This is a genomic window from Fastidiosipila sanguinis (assembly GCF_002998295.1).
GTDB lineage: Bacteria > Bacillota > Clostridia > Saccharofermentanales > Fastidiosipilaceae > Fastidiosipila > Fastidiosipila sanguinis.
The window spans coordinates 485,637-506,685 of sequence record NZ_CP027226.1 but is presented as its reverse complement, the minus strand read 5'-3'; the positions used below and the strand labels follow the sequence as shown (position 1 = coordinate 506,685).

Below are 21,049 nucleotides of genomic sequence, written 5' to 3'. Positions count from 1 at the left end.
ACAACAAATTAAATTAACTAGTAATTCAACTTTGGAATTAAAAATTTATATTATTCAGCATCTTACTCATCATCTTGTTCCCAGTTATGGTAAACCTCTTGAACATCATCATCATCTTCAAGATCATCAATTAATTTTTGCATAATCTCAGCATCAGCCTCATCCAAATCAACAGTAGTCATTGCAACAGGGCCTACACTACTCTCTACAATTTCTAAGTCAGAATCTGCTAAAGTACTTTTAACATCTGCATAACTTTCTGGGCTTGTAACAACTAGATAAGCTTCATCTATTTTCTTAATATCTTCAGCCCCAGCTTCTAAGGCTAGCATCATCAACTCTTCGTCATCAAGATTTTCAGTTTCTATATATATTTCACCTTTTTCTTCAAACAAGAAACTAACACTACCATTTTGTCCCAAATTACCATTATGTTTGCTAAAAATATGACGTATATTACCAGCTGTTCTATTTCTATTATCAGTCAAGGCATTAACAATAACGGCTACACCATTAGGTCCATAACCTTCGTAGGTAATAGCTTCGAAATCTTCTGTATTATTTGAATCACTTGCTCTTTTAATACTTCTCTTAATTGAGTCATTAGGCATATTGTAGGATTTGGCCTTTTCAATAGCGTCAGCTAGTCTTTTGTTCTGGTCTGGATTAGCTCCACCTTCTTTGACTGCTACCTGTATTTCACGACCCATCTTGGTGAAAATTTTACCTTTTTTGGCGTCTTGTGCACCTTTTCTTCTTTTAATATTATTCCACTTTGAATGTCCTGCCATATACTTCTCCTTAATTCAATAATTTCATATAATTTTTTCACTGACTATTTTTAGAATAACTAAAGTTATTGAATATAATTTAATTTACTCTATTATAGTACTTTTGATAGAATTAGTAAAAAATAGCCACTTAGTGCTGATCTATAACTTTAATTATAAAGAGGATAAAAATGAATTCTGAACTTAATGAACAAAAAAACAAAAACAAATTAAAACAAGAGCTTGATAGAGAAATTGACAGACGACGCACTTTCGCTATTATCTCTCACCCGGATGCAGGTAAAACTACAATTACAGAAAAATTCTTACTTTACGGTGGTGCTATACATGAAGCTGGATCTGTTAGAGCTCGTAAAGCTAACAGACATGCAACTAGTGACTGGATGGAGATAGAGAAGCAACGTGGTATCTCTGTAACATCTTCTGTAATGCAATTTGAATACGAAGGTTATTGTGTGAATATACTTGATACCCCAGGACACCAGGACTTCTCTGAAGATACTTATCGTACACTTACTGCAGCTGATGCTGCTGTCATGCTTATTGACGGTGGTAAAGGTGTTGAGCCACAAACCATTAAACTCTTTCAAGTTTGTAGAATGCGTGGAATTCCTATTTTCACCTTTGTCAATAAAATGGATAGAGCTGCCAGAAGCCCATTTGAATTAATGGATGAGATTGAAAAAGTTCTAGGTATATCTGCCTTTCCTTTCAACTGGCCAATTGGAATTTATGGTGATTTCAAAGGTGTTTACAATCGTCGTACCAGAGAAGTTGAATTATTTAATGACGAAAATGAAGACCACGGTGCCAGTAGAGTTACAGTCAGCGTAAACTCTATTGAAGATCCAGAGCTAGATAAAATTCTCGGAACTGAGTACCACGAAACTTTAATGGAAGAGATTGAGCTTCTCGATATCGCTGGAGATGATCTGGATTTCGAACTTATTAATAATGGTGAGTTGACACCAATGTTCTTTGGTTCTGCTATTAGTAACTTTGGTGTAGAAACTTTCTTACAGTATTTCTTGAAAATGAGTCCTTCCCCAAGTCCTCGTAAGAGCGATCAAGGTTTAATTGATCCTAACGATGAGGCTTTTAGAGGTTTTATCTTCAAAATTCAAGCAAACATGAATCCAGGACACAGAGACCGTTTGGCATTTCTTAGAATATGCTCAGGTAAATTCGAAAAAGATATGGAAGTTGTCAATGTAAACTCTAGCAAGACAATACGTTTACAGCAACCTCAACAGTTCATGGCTCAAGATCATAAGACTGTAGACCAAGCTTACGCTGGAGATATTATTGGTATTTATGATCCAGGTATTTATAGAATTGGTGACTCCATATGTTCTGCTGGCGCAGAGGTAAACTTCGAAGCCATACCTAGTTTCGCCCCGGAACACTTTGCTAGAGTTCAAGCTAAGGATAGTCTCAAACGTAAACAATTTATAAAAGGTATGACCCAATTAGCACAAGAAGGTACTATTCAGATGTATAAAGAACCTAGCATCGGTACAGAAACTTATGTTGTTGGTGTTGTTGGTGTCTTGCAGTTCGATGTCTTACGTGAGCGATTAAAGAATGAGTACAAGGTTGAACTAGTTCAAAGTAATTTAAACTATCGCTTCGCTCGCTGGGTGAAATTCGAGAAAGATGCTCCAAGTAAAGATCTAGAAGATTTAGATATGACATCAAGTACTTTGTTAGTCGAAGATCACCTTGGCAATCCAGTACTTCTCTTTGAGTCTCAATGGGCTATAGATTGGATTTATGACAAAAATAAGGGTGTAGTTCTGACATCAATAAATGAAGGACAAAATATAAGTCACGTTTAAGAAAACGTGACTTTCTTTTTTTGATATTTATTTTTCGGCCTTCAATGCTAATTTGACTTTGTATTGCAATCTTTACACAACCCAAAAATTTCTAGTCTGTGATATTTAGGAGTGAACCCTTGACTTTCCAGACTATCTGAAAGCTCATCCAAATAACAGAAATCCAAGTGAATTTCCTTGCGACAATTCTTGCATATAGCATAATGTTTATGCTCTTGTTCATGCAGGTGATAATAAATACTCTCAGATTCAGGCATTCTAACTTGATGGACTAGTTCTTTTTCCTCAAAAACCTCTAGATTTCTATATATAGTACTCAACCAAATTGAGTCCTCACCTACTTTTTCTACAACTTTATCAAATATTTCTTTTGCATCCAATGGAACTTCAGCGGCTTGCATTGCTTCTAACATATAAACTCTAGCACTTGTTCTTCTAATGTTATTTTCACGTAGAATCTGTAATGCTTCATCTCTTGACTTTTTATTTCCCATGAAAACCTCCTCTGGAGCTAATTTTTGTAATTACTATATTCTTCCAAAGAAAAAATTTAATCACTAAGATCTATTATTCATACTATTAGCTTTTATAGACATATAAATTTTACTGAAAATACTAAGTACAATCAATACAATGACACTCAATATTACAATTGAACCACCTGGAGCAAAACCATATACATAAGAAACTATTACTCCTACTAAAGTACAACTTGAACCAATAATGACACTAGCAATTAGAGTATTTTTATAATTCAAGTGTAGCTGCATTGCAGTAGCATATGGTAATACCAATAATGAAGATATAACAAGTGTACCTACGCTTCTAGAAGCCACACCTACAGTTAAAGCAGTCATTATAATAAAAATAACATCAACTAGAATTATATTAATACCAGCTAATTTTGCACCTTCTGAGTCGAAGCTCATAAAGAATAGCTCTTTATATAATAGTAATGAAACTATAATTACTATAGAACAAATCAATATAGTTAAGTTTCGTTCAGCAGGACTAATAGCTACAATACTACCAAATAGGTATGACCCGAAACTTTTTCCAGTACCCGCCATATTAGATAAAATACCTGCTAAACCTACTGAAAACGCTATAACAATCGCAGATGCAATCTCAGCATAACGCGGAAACATTCTTCGCACAAACTCTAAAATAAATGCTGCAACTAAAGTTCCTGCCAATGACCATAAAGTAGGGTTATAACCTAAAACAACTCCCAAAGCAACACCAGCCAAGGCTGAGTGAGATAAAGCATCACCCATATTAGCTTGTCTACGAAGAACTACAGTCTGTCCTATAAAGGCTGAGGCTGCTCCAATAAACAAAGCAACTATAAGAGCTGTTCTCATAAATCCAAATGACAACATTTCTAACATTATATCGTTTTCCCTTCCTCTTCTTGCCTAGTAAGCAAATCTTATCCTAGTAAGTAAATTTTATTAATTCTAACCTTCTTGACTCTTTTATTCTTTTCCATGATACATTTTAGAATGGTAGGTTTCAGAGCGCTCACCAAAAGAATGTGGAGCACCATGAATTATTCGATTTAATCTCTCATGATCTTCATCATTATGTAAATCATATAGCTCTATACTGTCGCCAAGAAGATAATATAGTTTATCTACATTATCATGTATTCTTAACATGTCATGCGAAACCATCAATATACTAATTTTTTTCTGTTCTCTTAAATTTTGCAATAGTTCATAAAACTTATCTTGTGATTGTGCATCAATTCCACTTGTTGCTTCATCTAAAATTAGCAGTTCAGGATCATTGACTAATGCTCTGGCTAAGAAAACTCGTTGCTGCTGTCCTCCTGATAGTTCGCCAATTCTCTTGTCAACTAAATGAGCAGCTCCTACTAAATTTAATACTTCGAGAGCTTTTTCCTTATGTTTTTTGCGAGCTGGTAACCCAAAACCTATGCTCTTATACATATTTGAGAGCACAACTTCCAAAACACTAGCTGGGAATGAAGCATTTAGATCAACCATCTTTTGTGAAATATAACCTACTTTTTGCCAATCTTTAAAATCGGAAACTTTTTCACCAAACAAACTGATTTCTCCTGATAGTGGTTTAAGTTGACCTAAGATAAGTTTCAGCAAAGTACTTTTCCCTGCACCATTAGGTCCAGAAATACCTATAAACTCTTCTTCATCTAAGACTAAAGAGATATCTTTAAATACCATGGTATCAGCGTAATTAAAAGTTAAATTTTTTACTTCCAAAATTTTATTCATATTTTCTCCAAACTTACAATTTAGGTTTATTATTTATTTTCAGCTTCATGTGTCCGAACTTTAATTTATGCAAACGAATCGCAAATGCAATTTTATCATAAACAGCCTAGCTATATCAATTATATTTATATTAAGCAATTTTCTTCATATATTGCTAAAATATATTCTAAATAAATATAATTAAGATTTAATAATTTACTATTTTGGGAGGAATAAAAATGCTGGAATTCAACTTGGTATTGGCGTTTACATCTGTATACTGGCTACTACTATTAGCTTCACTTGTTTTAATCGGAGCTGTAGGGATTTATAGTTTCATTAGTAATCGCTCATTTCATAGAGATTTTGTAAAAGAAGTTATTGAAATGGCTCAAGAAGTTGAACAACTAGAAAGATATCATATCGATAACTTAGAAAAAACAAATAAAATTCTAGAAAAAAGCAAGTATCCTCTCATTACTACTGCTTCACTTAAGTTAAAAAAAGATTCTCATAACTTATACCAAGATCAATGGATTTCAAGCCCTGACGAAGTATTAAGTTTAGAAAAAGTCTTGGACAAAAGCCAATATAGATCTTATACACTAGAGTATCCGCTTTATATACTAACCATAGGCGTTTTGATGTTTCTCGCATTTCTACTTGGAGGATTAAATTTAAGTGATAATAAAACTTATGTTTTAATGGTTGCTTCTACACCATTATTTCTTAGTTTAATAATCGCTTTTACATTGTCAGTAATTAAATTACGTAATAAAGATGACTTAAAAAGAGCATTGAACTACCTTTCAGAAAAGATCAAGGAAAGGGTTCCAGTTTTTAGAGAACTTGCCGGAACTGCTGCTTTAATCGAAGCATTTTTCCGCTATGATCGTTCTATGTCTCATTCTGTATCAGAATTTAGTAAAATGCTTAACGATTTATCAGAGAATAAAGTTGCTGAAATCATTGGAGAAAATGTTAGAGTTTCATTGGAAGATAACCTTTTGCCTAGTATAAACAGCACCTTATCATCTTTGCAATTAGCTTCTGAAAAAATAGCTGCAGAAAAAAATGAGAGTATTGAAGAAATTAGTGAGTACTACAGTAGAGCAATTACAAGTTCATTAGAAAGAAATTTACAACCTTTCTATCAAGAACTAGAGAACTTTGCTAATAACATTTACGAAGCTAATAAATCTACTGAAATTACTTTACAAAATATAAATCAACATAGAAAAGAAAGCAGTGAATTACAGTCCAGCTTATTAGAAAGCTTGGATTCTCTTAAAGTTGCTAATAAATCTTGGACTAATAACTTAAACTCAATTTCAGAAAATATGGCTGAATTAGCTAAACTGAATAAAAACCTCACAGATAGCCAAAAAGATTCTGAATATATTTTAAGCGATTCTATTAAATCTCTTAAAGATCAATTAAGTATATTTGAGAACAACATGAATGTTCTAACTGAAAAAATAAATGAACAAAACCAAAACTTCATTGATCGCTTTGAATCCGCTAATTCTAACAGTTTAGAGTTAAAGAATGATATCAAGGAACTAGGACTATTATTTGCTGATCAAACTGAAGCACTGAGTCGTCAAAACATTGATGTGGCACATGAAATTAACTCCTTAAATGAAGGGTTAAATGCATCAGTACAGAATTTTACAAGTGGAATTAATGAAGGCGTAATCTCATTACTAGCAAATTTTGACAGTAGTGTAGCTGAAATCAGTGATAGATTAATAGACACAAGTTCTGAGATTAATTCCAGTGTAGATGCTTGGATAGCAGAAATGGAATATCAAGAACAACGTCGTGCACGTAGCCTAAACAATTCAGACAAAATGAATTATAATAAGATGAAACAAGATAAATCTAACATCTTCTTAGTAAATAACGATAAAAACAACGAGGAGCATTATGATGAATAATCCTAAAAAAAGTGAAAATTATGAACAGCTCCCCATTGAGGAATGGCTTAATAGCAGTAATGATGAACCTGATTTGAGTAACGATAAAAATATGATTTCTTCAAATGAAAAAGTCAAGGAATCACCTCTCATGGAAGACGGTTCTCAAGATTCATCTGCTCAAAATTATTCAAATAATTCTTCCTTAAATGATGAAAAGAATGGTATTTACATAGCAAAATCAAATGCTGAATTAGCAGAACTTGAGAACAATAAAAACCAAGATATAGAGCAAGATAATTTTTCTAACTACGATGAATATATAGAAGAAAAATTTTCCGCCGCTCGTGACGCAATGGAAAACAAAAATGACAAGCAATATGAACGCAACGTATTTAGTTCTACTCCACCAAGAGAAAAATCTGCTAAACTTTTGCCAAGTAATGACAGAAAAACAGAGAGCATGTATGTCCCATACTACGAGCGTTATGCTTTAAACTCTAACGCATTTGATGATCAAAACTTATATGATTCTAATGAAAATTTAATCAACTCATCTCCTAACGAAACTAAAGCCGGAGAAGTAAGGGCTGAAATTGCCTCTAGCAAAGCTTTTTCTAAACAACCAATGGCTACTAGAACTACTAGTGCTGCCAAGACTGCAGGACTTGACTTAGCGAATGAGTTTAGAAACAGTAAAATTTCAAACAGCTTAAGAAAAAGTAGAGAAAGACACCCTTATCTTATGGAAAGACCTCTAAGCATCACTGATCAAGATGCCAGAAGACTATTAGATAAGATTGTTGCCACCCCTTCATATGATATTCCTAGATTAGCTAATGAGTTAAACAGCGAGGAAGTTCGCTATATTTTTCATGCCATGTTGTTATTGGATCAACGTGATGAGCATCTGATTCCAGCTTTACAACAAATTGCAATTCAAAGAGCGAACTGGAGCATGTATATTATTGCGTGGTCAACTTTACAAAGGAACTTCCCTAATAAGAATATACAAAAAACACTAGAGCTTATGTATTCTAGAATTATTAGCGACTCAAATAGAAGTGATATCAAACCTTCAAGTAACCATAGAGCGATTAGTGAAGTTGTAAATCTGGCCAAATCTGATGCCGCTCTAGTCAGTGATATCGTTAAACAGATTAACCAAAGCTATAACCTCTCACCTGATTCTGGTTTAGAAACTTTTATCTATGTATACCAAATATTAGTAAGAAGTAATTTTGGTGGTGCTGTTCTTGGAGAATTTTTCCGCAAAGCAGATATTTTAGTGTTGTACAAAAAAGCTGAAATACTCTGTGAATCTTTAGAGTATATGCATCCTGGTATTGCTGCTGAAATTTTGAGTAGGATTATTTCTAATCGTGATGATATCAATGGTCCAAAATTATATATATATAAATATATTGCAGAGGTTTTCTTGCAAAAACATCCGGATCACGCAGTTTGGAAATACTTAAGCCGTGACTTAATCAGAACCTATAAATCATGGTATATCCAAGATAGAATCATTTCTCAAACACAGGTCTACCCTGCCAAAAGCAATTTCCTAGAATCATACTTAAATGATATTGAGGATGTTGCTATGATCAATCAGGATATTATGGCTATTCGTTTTGAAAATTTCATTCTATTAGACGACAGACGCCGTGGTGATAGTTTAATGTACTACAAAGATGAAGCAATTAAGAATCTCCTCACTAGAGGCTTAGAAGAAAGAGATTTGGTTAATACTAAATTTGCAGAGAGCAATGCTAAGACTGCAATTAGCAATAAGTCGTATCCAGATATAGTATTACTTGAAATTCTACCTCCTCAATTAGAATATGCTAGAAAGTTTATGGACAGGGCATTAGGTAGTTATCGTCGAAATAAGCAACATAAGAGTATTTTCAATAATTGGTTCAAACAAGATTGATGAATCAAAAATAATAACAAAACTAATAATATTTTAAAGGAGCAAATTATGATTAAAATTTACTTAGGTTGTGACCTCTTCACTGAAGGGCAAAGATGGCAAGCAAAAGAGATACAAAAGAGCATTGAAGAGCGTTTAGGCGATAAAGTCGAAATATATAACCCTGCAGATAATCTAGAAATTAATGATAAAGAGGCTGGGTTTGCTAGTGGTACTGATATTCTACTTGCTGATTATGCTCGTCTAAGAGAATCAGATTATTTAATTGCTCTAATGGACACTTATGATCTAGGACTTGCTGCAGAAATGGGTATAGCCTGGGAACGTAATATCCCAATTTATCAACTATATACTGATATTAGATTAACTGGTAATGACAGAACAGATAAGTTTGATGAAATGAGAAAAGATATTTTCCAAAATGATTTCTTATATATAAATAAGCTTGTCACAGGTTTAGCTTACGTTAATAAAGATGGAAAAGTTCACGATAAGGCAACTATCTTCAAAAATAGAGAAGCTTTAGTTGAAGCTATTATCGAAGATATTTCAACAAATAATAATTAAAGTAAATAATAAATAATTAAAGAAAACCCCTATCGCCAGATGTGCATTAATGCGACATCCAGCTTTCATAGGGGTTTTTGCTTTATTTTTCATTAAAGATTCTTCAAAAATTGTAATAGCACTTCAACACTTAAATTTGCTGCAGCTTCTTCAAAATTATCATATATCTCATCAGCATTATCATCAGCTTCATCAGAAATTGATCGAATGATTAAGCATCTCTTCTCTGCACCAAAAGCTATTTGTGCTATTGCTGCACTCTCCATATCACACGCAAGAGCTGCAGTCTTATCTACAATTTCTTCTTTTAATTTTTGTGAATTTATAAAGTTGTCACCACTTGCTACTGGACCGACCCTTAAATTAACATCTTCAGGAACACTTTTCACCAAAACATCTCTTAATTCCTCATCTGTTTCAAAAACTGAAACACCTTCACCTGGATATGTAGAGGCTAAAATTCTTGAAGGAATATCATGTTGATAAAGCTCATCTGCTATAACTAAACTCAAAGTTCCTAAACCTGCTTGCAAAGATCCTGCAATACCTGTATTTATAATTAAATCCGGATCATATTTATCAATTAATAATTGAGTAAAACTAGCTGCATTCGCCTTTCCTATTCCACAGACACCTATAAATAATTCAAGGCCATTAAAATTTGCAATATGTACGTCTCTACCATAATGGTTTTTAACACTTTGGATATCCATATTATCCAAAAGCTTTCTTACTTCTACTTGCATTGCTGCAATAATTCCAATTTTCATATTCACCTCATTTTTGTTTCCATAATAAATCTATTTTTCTAAATTACTTTTCCCAAAACTAAATGGCAAAATCTCCTCAAATTCATAAACATTATATTCAGTCTTTGATTTAGCAACGATAACCATAGTATTTTGATCAAAAAACTCGGCCATAAATTGTCTACAAACTCCACAAGGATAAGCAAACTGTGTGGGTTCAGTTAACTCCGCATGAGCACCAACAATAGCAATTGCTGTAAACTCTAATTTATTTTCCAAAATTGCTTTGACCATAGCAGATCGTTCTGCACAAATACCTGCAGGAAAAGAAGCATTCTCTATGTTTGCACCACTATATATATGACCATCCTTGGTCAAAACTGCTGCTCCTACTTTATAATTCGAGTAAGGAGCATATGCGCTATTCCTAGCATGCAAAGCTTCTGCAATTAGGTCTTCTATATTTTTCTTGGATATTTTCAGCTCAGATTTACTCATAAATTTTCTTACCTGATTTATCTGACTCTATTAGTAGTCTTATTGCCTCTATACTTACTTTAATCGCTTCACTCATGTCATGGGTTTCATTATCTTCCATCCCAGCTTTTACCCTATCTTTATTCCAGAGTACATGTAAGACGGCTCCAGACCTAATTCCTAGTACTTGAGAAACCGTAAATAAGGCTGCACATTCCATTTCTGAAGCTAATGTTCCTGCTTTTTTCCATGCTTCCCATTTGTTTAATAATTCATAACTAACTGGCATCCTCTCTGGAGAATGTTGACCATAGAATGAGTCTTTAGTGTGTATTGTCCCAACATGGAAATTTCTATTAGATTTTTGAGCTGCTTTAATTAGGGTCAAAGTAACCTCAAAATTTGCAGTTGCTGGGAATTCGATTGGGACATATTCTTTACTTGTACCTTCCATTCTTATTGTAGAGTTGGCAATAACCAAATCTCCGCCCTTAACCTTTAAATCAATTCCACCTGTGCTACCTACTCTTATACATGTAGTGACTCCAATTTGAGCAAGCTCTTCTATTGCTATAGCTGTAGAAGGTCCACCCATGCCAGTAGACATAACTAATACCTTCTCACCATCCAAATGTCCTACATAAGAAGTGTATTCTCTACTTTCTGCAATTTTTTGAGGCTCATCAAGATATTCTGCTATTTTTTCTACTCTTCCAGGATCACCAGGTAAGATAGCATATTTAACATTTAAACTATCTTCTAAGCCAATGTGGTACATTTTACTCATAGTTAATTCCTTTATTTTTGCTACAAATATTCAATCTATTTCATTACATAACATCTAGAAATCTAACTCTATTTTAAAGCATTTTTTCTTTAAAGGGCAAATATCTTATACATGTAACTTAAGATCCTTCTGCTCTATACCCAATTTCTTTGCTCTTCTTCCAGTAAAATATGGGGTTAAAACACTTGTAATAATCACCAGCAATACAATCTGTGATGTAGCCGAACTAACATACTCTTTGGCCTCAGGAATAAGATCTGCAATTATTTTTGCGAAAGGAATAGAAACACCTGCAACTGAAGTTATAGCCACACTAACTATTCCATTGTACTTGAGTACATATTTCTCTAAAGCAATGAAAGTAGGCATTAAAATAAAATACAAAAATACTGCTAAAATTAAACCTTGAGGTAAAGATTTAAATGCCAACTTAAAATCTATAATGGATCCTGACGCCCAGCCTAAGAAAATTGTAGCAATACCAATTCCTGGTTTAGTAAATTCATACATCTCATTATCTAAATTTCCGACTAGAATTCCTATCGCAGTAGGAATAATTATCGAAACGATATCCATCCAATCTATCCTAATACCTTGAGATGCTCCATAAATAAACATTGGTAAGGCTGGAACTGAAAATAAGCTTATAAGCCCAAATGCGGCTTCATCGACATGAGTTCCATAATCTTCAACCAAAGTTAAATATAAGGTAGGATTAATACTGGTCATTGCAATAATTATAGACAAGGCAGATATTCCTAAAATACCACTAGCTCCAAAAATCTGAAGATAAGCAAAACCAATTAAGAAACTCAAAAATGCTTTGAATAATAAAAGAACTCCTTGCTTTTTAAACAATTTACCTAGATCTCTAACTCTTAAACCTGTGGAAGCTATAAAGCAAATTAAAGCCAATAATGTATTTGAGCTTTTTCCAGTAAATAAAGACTCTGTTAGTCCACCTATCTCAAATAATCCTGGGAAGAATGTATTAATCAGTGCACTAATAACCATTGGTACTAGCAGCAATCCTCCAGGTACTTTTTTCATAAATTTAAGCATTATTCACCTCACGCCGAATCTATATTATTACAAATATAATAATCTACCATAAGATTAATGGTAAAGCTTAAACAAAAGAATATTTATCCTAAATTAATTTCACATTTTACTTGCTTTATTCTTACTTTAGTTAGAAAATACTTTAAGTAATTTATTTTGAAATTTTACTTTGATTGGAGTTTTTATGAAACACAAGAATATTATCGTGCTTGTTAATCCTGACATCCCATATAACACAGGAAACATTGGTAGAACCTGTGTTATAGCAAATGCTGAACTTCACCTAGTTAAACCACTAGGCTTCTCATTAGATGATAAATATATTAAGAGAGCTGGTATGGATTATTGGCAAGATATTGAACTAACTGTTTGGGAAAGTTTAGACGAATTTTCTAAATTCCTAGAAGAAAAAGTTGAGTCTAATGAGTATCAAGCAATTTATTGCACAACTAAAGCTAAGAAAAATATTGGCGAGTTGAAGATTGATAGACCTGCAATAATAATTCTTGGTTCTGAGTCAGCTGGCCTACCTGAAGACTGGATGGCCTTACATCCTGACCGTTGCTATAGAATACCAATGTCTGAGCACTATCGTTCTTTAAACCTCTCTAATTCTGAAGCTATTGTTCTGTATGAGGTATTACGTCAACAAGGTTATCCTGAGTTACATTAGCTTCTAGTTTTTGGTTTTTAGTTTTTAGATTTTAGATTTATGTCAGATTCTTGATGGAATTTTGCGCGAGATCTTTTGCTGGATGTTGACTTGAATTAGCTAAAAATCATCAGAGACTTTAGTATCATATATATTAAATATCCAAAGGAGATTGCCAATATATTGATATTTGATATATTGTAAGGACTTCATTTACCACTTAATCTAAGATAAAATAAGCTATTTGAAACTCTTTGATGTTTTAGTTTATTTATCCTATGGAGAGGTACCCAAGAGGCTGAAGGGGTCGCACTCGAAATGCGATAGGTCGTTCACGCGACGCGAGGGTTCAAATCCCTTCCTCTCCGCCAGTTTACCCTGTAACCCCGATGGTTGCAGGGTTTTTACTGTTAATTCCTATATATAAATTTAGGCATAATTAAACCCTTCCATCCTTTCAACTTTTCATGTTTAGACTTCAGGGTTTAGTTTAGTTATTTTTATTGGATATTTTGGGGTTTATATTATTCAACTTATTAAATTTCTTAGATTAATTAAGTTTATCAATCTCATCTCTAATTACTAATGTTAAGTCTGTTTCTCGGCCTAAGCAATATTCCCAATACATAACTCCTAGTAAGCCTTCGTCATCTAAGTACTTAACTTTGTGAGCAATAGATTCTTCATCTTCATATGAAATAAATGTTTTGCCATCAAACAACCATGGTGCTTTGGCTACATCATCCCAATATCTAATGAATCCATCCTTATCTATATAGTTTTCTTTAAGATCATCAAATGAAGGGCCATATCCACCAACAGTCTCTGCATATTGGTTATAACCATTATCAGCGTTTGGAACACCTTCCCATAATCTAGTATAGAAAGCTACACCAATAACAATTTTAGATTTAGGAACACCGGCTCTGTGATACTGTTCTACAGCTGTTTTTACACTAACATCACTCATATCATTTTGTGGAACAAATAAGTTAGTGTGATGTCCTGTAGCATGAGTAAAACCGCCACGTAAATCATATGTCATAATTTGAATGTAATCGCAAATTTCTGCAATTTTATCCAACTCAGTATTCCTACAGAAATAATTATCACCACCACCTGCTATAGTTACTAAATAATCATCACCGAGTTTGTTTAGTTCATCTCGAATAGCTTGTAAATACAAAGTAAAATTTTCTTTATCTTCAGGTGTTGCTGTAATTCCAGCTACTCCAATACCTGGATATTCCCAGTCAATATCAATACCATCTAAATTATGTTTTTCCACTAATTCTCTAGCCGTTATTGCAAATTTTTCTCGAGATTCTTTAGTTGATGCAGCTTCACTAAAACCACCTGCAGACCAACCACCTATTGATAAAACAAATCTTATATTTGGATTAATTGAACGTATATTTTCTATTGCATTATCAACTTCAGAGCTAGCCTCTTCCCATACACAATTGCCTTCAACTACATGCCCAAAAGCAATATTGATTACATCTATTGCTTTAGCGTCACTTTCTTTCAAGTTTTTCAAATCTCTTGTACTAACATATGCTATCAATAGCGGGCTTTTTAAATCTTTTTTCATTCTCATGCTCCTCTGCTTATTAGTATTTTATGTGCGATTATAGTAATAACTATAATTTGTTATATCTACTTTTTTAATTCTAGCATACATAAAGTTTCGTAAAGGTTAACTTATCTATATTTAAATAACATTAACCATTAAGTTTCATATAATTTAAAATAAAAAAAGAGTCTTAAGAGGTTTCCTCATTAAGACTCCCAATTTAATAATTCGAGTTACAAATTATAAATTAACCTAAGATCTCTTTTACAATTGTACTAATACTTGAACCGTCTGCCTGACCTTGAACTTTTGCCAAAACTTCTTTCATTACTCGACCCATATCTTTCATGCTAGATGCTCCAATTTCATTAACAGTATTCTGAATAATTTCTCTTAATTCAGCTTCATCAAGTTGTTCTGGTAAGTAATCTTCTAGGATACTTATTTCAAACTTTGCTTCTTCTGCTGCTTCAGGTCTCTGATCTGCTACTTCTGTAATTAATTCACGTCGTTTCTTAATCTCTTTTTCGACGATCTTCATTATATCTCCATCTGTAGCTTCGACTTGTTCATCTTTTTCGTATTGCAAAACTGCAGCTCTGACCATTTGGATGACAGTTTTTCTGTCTTTATCCTTATTTTTCATTGCTGCTTTAAAATCTTCTGATAATCTATCTGCTAATTTACTCATATTATCTCTTTCTCTTACGTGCAGCTTCTGCTTTCTTCTTACGTTTTACGCTAGGCTTTTCATAGTGTTCTCTTTTACGAACTTCTGCTAAAATTCCTGAACGAGCGGTTGAACGTTTAAAGCGACGGAGAGCGCTATCTAAAGTTTCATTATCTTTGACATGAATCTCTGGCATATAAATTTCACCTCTCTCTTGCGCTGAATAATGTTAGTTCACATGTGCGCTTAGCTCGTTTATTATAGATTTTTTTTAGTAATAGGTCAAATTTTTTCTTTTCTTTTTCTTTCTTAATCCGAATGAAAAATAATCTACAATTTTCCATTTTTAGGCTTTCCCCTTCAAATCATTTAAAACTCAATTAATATTTAACTAAAGTATTTTCTTGTAATATAATGTAGTAAATTAGAATAATTACGATAATTTCTCATAAAATTATTTAGAACAGGAGATTTTATGAACAAGATTATACTTACCGGAGACAGACCAACAGGTAAACTCCACATTGGACATTATGTTGGTTCACTACGTGAAAGAGTTAGATTGCAAAATACTGGAGAATTTTCAGAAATTTATATACTAATTGCAGATTACCAAGCATTAACAGATAATGCTGATAATCCAGAAAAAATACGTGATAACATAATTAATATAGCCCTTGATTATCTCAGTGTAGGATTAGATCCAGAGAAATCAATATTTTGTATTCAATCACAAATCCCTTACCTATATGAATTAACATGTTACTATCTTAATTTAGTATCAGTTTCTAGAGCTGAGCGTAACCCCACAATTAAATCTGAAATAGAAATGCGTGACTTTGGTCAAAGTATGCCTGTAGGTTTTTTAGCATATCCAATTAGCCAAGCTGCTGATATCACAGCTTTCGATGCTACTACTGTACCTGCTGGTGAAGACCAAAAACCTATGTTAGAGCAATGCCGAGAAATTGTTCATAGATTCAATCATCTTTATGGTGAAACTTTGGTAGAACCTGAAATTCTTTTACCACGTAACAAGGCTTCTTTACGTTTACCAGGTACTGACGGACAAGCTAAGATGAGTAAGTCTCTTGGAAACTGTATATATTTGTCTGATGATGAAGCTACACTCAAGAAGAAAGTTATGAGCATGTATACAGATCCAAACCATATCCGTGTTGAAGATCCGGGCCAAGTTGAAGGTAACACAGTCTTCACCTACCTAGATGCCTTCTGTACTGATGAAGATTTCCAAAAATTCTTACCAGAATATAGTAATCTAGACGAGCTAAAAGCACACTACACTAGAGGTGGACTCGGTGATGTCAAAATTAAAAAGTTCTTATTTAATGTTCTAAACGATGTATTGACACCTATTCGTCAACGTCGTCAAGAATGGGAAAATAGAATTCCTGAAGTATATGAAATCTTACGTTCTGGAACTGCTAAAGCTAATGCCAAGGCTAAGGCTACAACTGAAAGAGTTCGTGAGGCTTTAAAAATTAATTACTTTGAAAATGATAGTCTTCTAGAAGATTTTTCTAGAGAAAAATAATTTATTTTATTTATAAAATTCAATAAAGGTACTGATATCGTGGCTGCTGAATTCAGTACCTTTGTTATTTCTATTGTTATTGTTTTTATTATGCTATTCTCTTACGTTTGTAGATTATAGTTATAGCTAAACCTATTATTGAAATACCAGCGATTATACTTATTAAACCACTATCACTTGTAGTAGATATCTTAGGCTTCAATTCATTAAGCATTTCTACTCTTGTTGTTGAGCCATCTTCATTCACCGTAAACTCAATATCTTGAGCTTTTACATATCCTGCTGGTGCTAAAATTTCTCTTAAGGTATAAGTTTCGCCTCTAATTAGACCTCTAATTATATGAATTTTACCTTCTTTACTAGTCCAACTATCTATTACATTTCCGTCTTTATCAAAGACTTCTAATTTAGCACCTGGTATTTCTTTTCCAGCAATATCTACTTTGCTAATTTCGGTGGTAGTCTTTGAATTCTTAAATGTTGTATAAATTGTCTCTGTAGCATTTTCTGTACTAAATTGATAGAATGCTCTCTCCTTAACATGTGTCAAAGGAGCCTCTAACTCTCGGAGATAATATACTCCTGAATTTAATCCTTCAAATCTTAGTACACCATTAAGTCCAGTTATACCTCGATCTACTTCTACATACTTATCGCCTTGTTTTACGTATAGAGCGAATACTGCACCTTGTAGTTTAAAGTTAGGATTGTCAGCATCAACCTTTATAATCTCTAAGTTGTAATTTTTTAGTTTATTAGTAGTAGCTTTTAGGCTTAGTTCTGTTTCTAAGGTATTATCGTCTGCTGGACTAAACTCTACATCTTCTGCTTCTGCTAATTCATAAGCATTGTTTGTACTTAACTCTACTAAACGATATTTACCTGGTAAAATTTTCTCAAAACTTACCATTCCATTTTTATCTGGTCGTGCTATACCAACAATTCTATCTGCTTCTAAGCTAGAGTTTGGAACTTGTAATTCTTCTTTAGTTACTAGAGAAAATACAACTCCTTCTAAAGCCTTTTCATAGCTTCCAAAGTGTTTGGATTCTTCCATGTGTTTTTTAACACTTAACTTGGCAGTTTGTAATTGGTTGTTAAGGCTAAAGCTTTCACTAATTAACTCTTGAGTAGGCTCTTTATGTGTTAGTTCTATGACAAAATCTTCTGTATGTCTTGCATATCCTTTAGGAGCTTCTACTTCTTTAATAATATATTTACCAAAGTATAGTTTATCTGTCTTGACAGGCTCTTTATCGTTAGTTTGTAAGGTACTAATCTTATCGCCTTGTTTATGTTTCAACTCGCCATCGCCAGAGTAGATGTCTTCCCCTGCTAAGATTTCAAATTTAACACCTGCTAAATAGCTTTTATCCATTACAGGACTGTATACTTTATACTCTTTACCTGAAACTGATACAGTTTCTTCGTCAAATGACTTAACAAAATCTCCTGTTTTTGAAATTACAATCTCGCCATAAGCAGGTTTGTTTGAGATGTCAATTACTAGTACTCCTTCTGTCTTTTCTACGATTGATCTACTTACTGTAAAGTCAACTCTAGTATCTTCAACCACATAGTTTTTAGGGAAGTCTACTTCTTTGATATAGTAATCTCCTGCTACTAGAGGTTCTGGAAGTTCAACTGTACCATCTTCTGTAGTCTTAAATAGACTAATTTCTTTATGTTCTGGATAGTAAATATTTTGAACTACTTTTGTATCATCTTTCTTATAAATCTCAAAGCTTACATTAGCTTGTGGGATTTGTTTACCTGTTTCTTGATCTAACTTAACTAGTCTTAATCTAGAAGTTACTTCTTTATTTTCTAACTGGTAGGTGTAGTTGAATAAATCTTTAGCAATTACTATCTCTTGATCTTCAACCTTATATGAAAATTCTGTTTCTGTTACTTGTTTCAAGGTATAAGTACCAAATGGTAAATATTTACTTGAACCATAACCATATTTATTAGTAATGATTGAATCTACAACCTCTCCGTCTTTATCTAAAATATCGAATTGGATGTCTGCTTCTGGCTTCTTAGGATCTCCTACCTTATGATAGTACTCTCCTAGAACCTTGTTGAGATCAATTCTACCTAGAATATGACGGTCTGCAAAATTAATAGTTCCGTCTGCTACTTGTGGTTTATTTACCTCAAATAAAGCTTCTGCTTCTCTTTTCGCTTCTTTTGTCTTCCATGTAGTATTTAATTCTTCTACTTGTTTATTAAGTTCTGCTATTAGTTCTTGGGTATTCTCTGTGGTTTGAGTAATTTTTGCTCTATCTCCGTCTTGAGTTAATTTAAACTCTACTAGCTTGGTATTTAGAACAAAGCCTTTTGGTGCTTCCACTTCTCTAATTTCGTATGTACCTAGATACAAATCTTTACTCTTGGCTGTTCCAGATTCGTTTGTTACCAAAGTGTCTACTACATCTCCTACTTTGTATGGAGTGTTTTCTGGATTGTCTAAAGACTTAGCTATAAGTTCAAACTTAGCTCCTGCTAGGCTTGTTTCTTTAGGAATATCTAAACTTTTAACTAGGTCATACTTTTGTACAACGATAGGTGCTTTTATAACTTCGTTAGCAAAAACTGCAGTATACTCTAAAACCACATTAGAGCTATCTCCATTAATATTAATAGTTATATCTTGACTATTAGATTTATAGCCTTTAGGGGCTTCCACTTCACGAACTATATAATTACCGTCTTGCAATATTTTTAATGCTAGTGTCTTAGCCTTACCAGATTCATCTGTAATAACTGTTGTTAAAACTTTGTCACTAGGATCTACCACTTCAAACTTAGCTCCTGCTAGTGGATTTTTAGTGTCTTTATCTTGCTTGAATATTTTTATTGTAAATTCTTGACGTTTATTATCTATACTTGCACTAGCTGAGCCACCTGCTGTAACTGTTACAGTAATATCTGAACCTTTAACATAACCTTTAGGGGATTTTATCTCGACAATCTTATATGTGCCTTGCTCTAAGTCAGTTAATTTAGCAATTCCACCAGTAGTTGTGAAATTCTTAATTACAGTGCCTTCATTTGTCTGTAATTGGAACTCTCCACCATCTATTAGCTCTCCGTTCTCGCCTGTTTTTCTAAATTCTATTTCTCCTGTTAAAGGCTTAGAATTGAAGTTTAGAGTGAAATTTTGTGGATCTGGGTCATTTGTTTCCAAAAGTTTTTGTCCTGATCCATCAAACCAAACAATACTTGTTGGATTTGGTCTAAATGGTTCAATCTTTCTAAACTCTAGACTACCTGCTGTTTCTGTATCTGGTGCTGTGATAGTTAAAGTTCCATCTCCTACTTGAACAGTAGCGTTAGAGGTATTTTTCCATAAACGTAACTTCCCAACACCATTACCTATAGCATTGTTAGAATCTCTTAAAGTAACTGTTTGTCCTGCTTCTGAGGTTAATGTATTAGTTGTTGAATCGTACCCTTGTCCAGATAAATTCGGTAAAATACCATGGCTATTAATTAGATTTTGTACTCTACTCCATATGTTTGTAATTGTACTTACACCGTCTGGACCTGTATGATACCAGGTAACATTACAACCCCAGAATATCTGCCATATTTTTGCCTGAATTGCGTTATATTCATCTGCTGTTTTTGTTTTACTTGAATCCCAACCATAATATACCCATAGTTTCGCTTGATCCAATTGTGCTTTTGTTACAGTTCTATCTGCACCAGAGGTAGCTCCTAAATATATGCCTTTTCCTGTACCAGAAAGCAAAGAATCTTCTGCTGTATAAGCTTTGTGATTTTTTCCACTACTAACAGGAACTACAGGTTCTAAACAAAAAACTCTAGTTCCATCAGCCTTACTAAACGTATCATTTTCTACTGTTAAAGTTGTTCCATTTGGAAATTTTAAATCTGTATATTTTCTACCATTTGATTCTGCATATATAACAGCTTGATCTCCAACAGATACTGCTCTGACTCTTGATAGAGGTAATAAATTAAAAATTAAGCTGAAAATAAAAATCAAACTTAATGTAAACCCAATTCTGCTTTTCTTTTGTTTAACCATAAATATAATCTCCTTTACTTGAGATTATTGTCTAATAATATTTCGGGGTTAATTTTCACAAAACACAACAAATTATCTCAAAAAGGGAAAATGGCAATAAAATACTCCTAGGATTTTAAATCCTAGGAGTATTTTTCATTTTATATGTTAACAGCTTTAGTTAAATTCTA

At 33.2% G+C, this 21,049-nt stretch carries 18 protein-coding genes and 1 tRNA gene; 7 read left to right on the top strand and 12 right to left on the bottom strand.

What is annotated here, in order from left to right; all coding sequences use genetic code 11:
- Window positions 1-62: 62 nt before the first annotated feature.
- Window positions 63-791 (bottom strand): YebC/PmpR family DNA-binding transcriptional regulator, encoded by a 729-nt coding sequence (locus C5Q98_RS02085; protein WP_106012079.1) that lies wholly within the window; start codon window positions 789-791, stop codon window positions 63-65.
- A gap of 170 nt (window positions 792-961) precedes the next feature.
- On the opposite strand from C5Q98_RS02085, the gene C5Q98_RS02080 reads away from it, so the two are divergent.
- Window positions 962-2,629, top strand: a complete 1,668-nt coding sequence (locus C5Q98_RS02080) for a peptide chain release factor 3 (RefSeq protein WP_106012078.1) — start codon at window positions 962-964, stop codon at window positions 2,627-2,629.
- A 47-nt stretch (window positions 2,630-2,676) separates the two neighbouring features.
- Here the strand turns inward: C5Q98_RS02080 and C5Q98_RS02075 are convergent, their stop codons facing one another.
- The 3 genes from C5Q98_RS02075 to C5Q98_RS02065 form a co-directional block, all read right to left on the bottom strand.
- A complete protein-coding gene (locus tag C5Q98_RS02075; protein WP_106012077.1) occupies window positions 2,677-3,123 on the bottom strand; it encodes a Fur family transcriptional regulator in 447 nt (148 codons plus the stop codon).
- Window positions 3,124-3,186: 63 nt separating this feature from the next.
- Entirely contained in the window at window positions 3,187-4,020 is an 834-nt protein-coding gene (locus C5Q98_RS02070; RefSeq protein ID WP_106012076.1) for a metal ABC transporter permease, read from the bottom strand.
- Window positions 4,021-4,107: 87 nt separating this feature from the next.
- Entirely contained in the window at window positions 4,108-4,890 is a 783-nt protein-coding gene (locus tag C5Q98_RS02065) for a metal ABC transporter ATP-binding protein (protein ID WP_106012075.1), read from the bottom strand.
- 218 nt (window positions 4,891-5,108) lie between these two features.
- On the opposite strand from C5Q98_RS02065, the gene C5Q98_RS02060 reads away from it, so the two are divergent.
- From C5Q98_RS02060 to C5Q98_RS02050, 3 genes are read left to right on the top strand one after another with little or no spacing between them, the layout of a single operon-like run.
- The gene (locus tag C5Q98_RS02060) at window positions 5,109-6,809 is read left to right on the top strand and encodes a hypothetical protein (protein ID WP_106012074.1); all 1,701 of its coding nucleotides are present in this window, start codon (window positions 5,109-5,111) and stop codon (window positions 6,807-6,809) included.
- A complete protein-coding gene (locus C5Q98_RS02055; RefSeq protein WP_106012073.1) occupies window positions 6,802-8,724 on the top strand; it encodes a hypothetical protein in 1,923 nt (640 codons plus the stop codon). Before C5Q98_RS02060 ends, C5Q98_RS02055 begins: the two co-directional genes overlap by 8 nt.
- A gap of 48 nt (window positions 8,725-8,772) precedes the next feature.
- Window positions 8,773-9,291 carry a nucleoside 2-deoxyribosyltransferase gene (locus C5Q98_RS02050; protein ID WP_205728436.1) on the top strand — a complete coding sequence of 173 codons (519 nt, stop codon included), beginning with the start codon at window positions 8,773-8,775 and terminating at the stop codon, window positions 9,289-9,291.
- Window positions 9,292-9,383: 92 nt separating this feature from the next.
- On the opposite strand, the gene C5Q98_RS02045 is transcribed toward C5Q98_RS02050, so the two are convergent.
- From C5Q98_RS02045 to C5Q98_RS02030, 4 genes are all read right to left on the bottom strand, one after another.
- Window positions 9,384-10,061: a 5'-methylthioadenosine/adenosylhomocysteine nucleosidase gene (locus tag C5Q98_RS02045; RefSeq protein WP_106012072.1), complete on the bottom strand. Its 678-nt coding sequence runs from the start codon at window positions 10,059-10,061 to the stop codon at window positions 9,384-9,386.
- 30 nt (window positions 10,062-10,091) lie between these two features.
- On the bottom strand, window positions 10,092-10,538 hold the full coding sequence (gene cdd, locus C5Q98_RS02040; protein ID WP_106012071.1) for a cytidine deaminase: 447 nt from the start codon (window positions 10,536-10,538) through the stop codon (window positions 10,092-10,094).
- Window positions 10,531-11,304 (bottom strand): uridine phosphorylase, encoded by a 774-nt coding sequence (udp, locus tag C5Q98_RS02035; protein ID WP_106012070.1) that lies wholly within the window; start codon window positions 11,302-11,304, stop codon window positions 10,531-10,533. Before udp ends, cdd begins: the two co-directional genes overlap by 8 nt.
- Window positions 11,305-11,409: 105 nt before the next feature.
- On the bottom strand, window positions 11,410-12,366 hold the full coding sequence (locus C5Q98_RS02030) for a 2-keto-3-deoxygluconate permease (protein ID WP_106012069.1): 957 nt from the start codon (window positions 12,364-12,366) through the stop codon (window positions 11,410-11,412).
- Between the two features lie 184 nt (window positions 12,367-12,550).
- On the opposite strand from C5Q98_RS02030, the gene C5Q98_RS02025 reads away from it, so the two are divergent.
- Together C5Q98_RS02025 and C5Q98_RS02020 are read left to right on the top strand one after the other, a co-directional pair.
- Window positions 12,551-13,039 carry a tRNA (cytidine(34)-2'-O)-methyltransferase gene (locus tag C5Q98_RS02025; RefSeq protein ID WP_106012068.1) on the top strand — a complete coding sequence of 163 codons (489 nt, stop codon included), beginning with the start codon at window positions 12,551-12,553 and terminating at the stop codon, window positions 13,037-13,039.
- 259 nt (window positions 13,040-13,298) lie between these two features.
- Window positions 13,299-13,389 (top strand) — tRNA-Ser (locus tag C5Q98_RS02020).
- Window positions 13,390-13,568: 179 nt separating this feature from the next.
- Here the strand turns inward: C5Q98_RS02020 and C5Q98_RS02015 are convergent.
- The 3 genes from C5Q98_RS02015 to rpsU form a co-directional block, all read right to left on the bottom strand.
- Window positions 13,569-14,612 (bottom strand): glycoside hydrolase family 18 protein, encoded by a 1,044-nt coding sequence (locus C5Q98_RS02015; RefSeq protein ID WP_158695680.1) that lies wholly within the window; start codon window positions 14,610-14,612, stop codon window positions 13,569-13,571.
- A 229-nt stretch (window positions 14,613-14,841) separates the two neighbouring features.
- Window positions 14,842-15,285 (bottom strand): GatB/YqeY domain-containing protein, encoded by a 444-nt coding sequence (locus C5Q98_RS02010; protein WP_106012066.1) that lies wholly within the window; start codon window positions 15,283-15,285, stop codon window positions 14,842-14,844.
- 1 nt (window position 15,286) lies between these two features.
- Window positions 15,287-15,460: a 30S ribosomal protein S21 gene (rpsU, locus tag C5Q98_RS02005; RefSeq protein ID WP_106012065.1), complete on the bottom strand. Its 174-nt coding sequence runs from the start codon at window positions 15,458-15,460 to the stop codon at window positions 15,287-15,289.
- 279 nt (window positions 15,461-15,739) lie between these two features.
- On the opposite strand from rpsU, the gene trpS reads away from it, so the two are divergent.
- Window positions 15,740-16,819, top strand: coding sequence for a tryptophan--tRNA ligase (gene trpS, locus C5Q98_RS02000; RefSeq protein ID WP_106012064.1), 1,080 nt, complete (start codon window positions 15,740-15,742; stop codon window positions 16,817-16,819).
- 88 nt (window positions 16,820-16,907) lie between these two features.
- On the opposite strand, the gene C5Q98_RS01995 is transcribed toward trpS, so the two are convergent.
- The gene (locus tag C5Q98_RS01995; RefSeq protein ID WP_106012063.1) at window positions 16,908-20,879 is read right to left on the bottom strand and encodes a SpaA isopeptide-forming pilin-related protein; all 3,972 of its coding nucleotides are present in this window, start codon (window positions 20,877-20,879) and stop codon (window positions 16,908-16,910) included.
- Window positions 20,880-21,049: the final 170 nt, after the last annotated feature.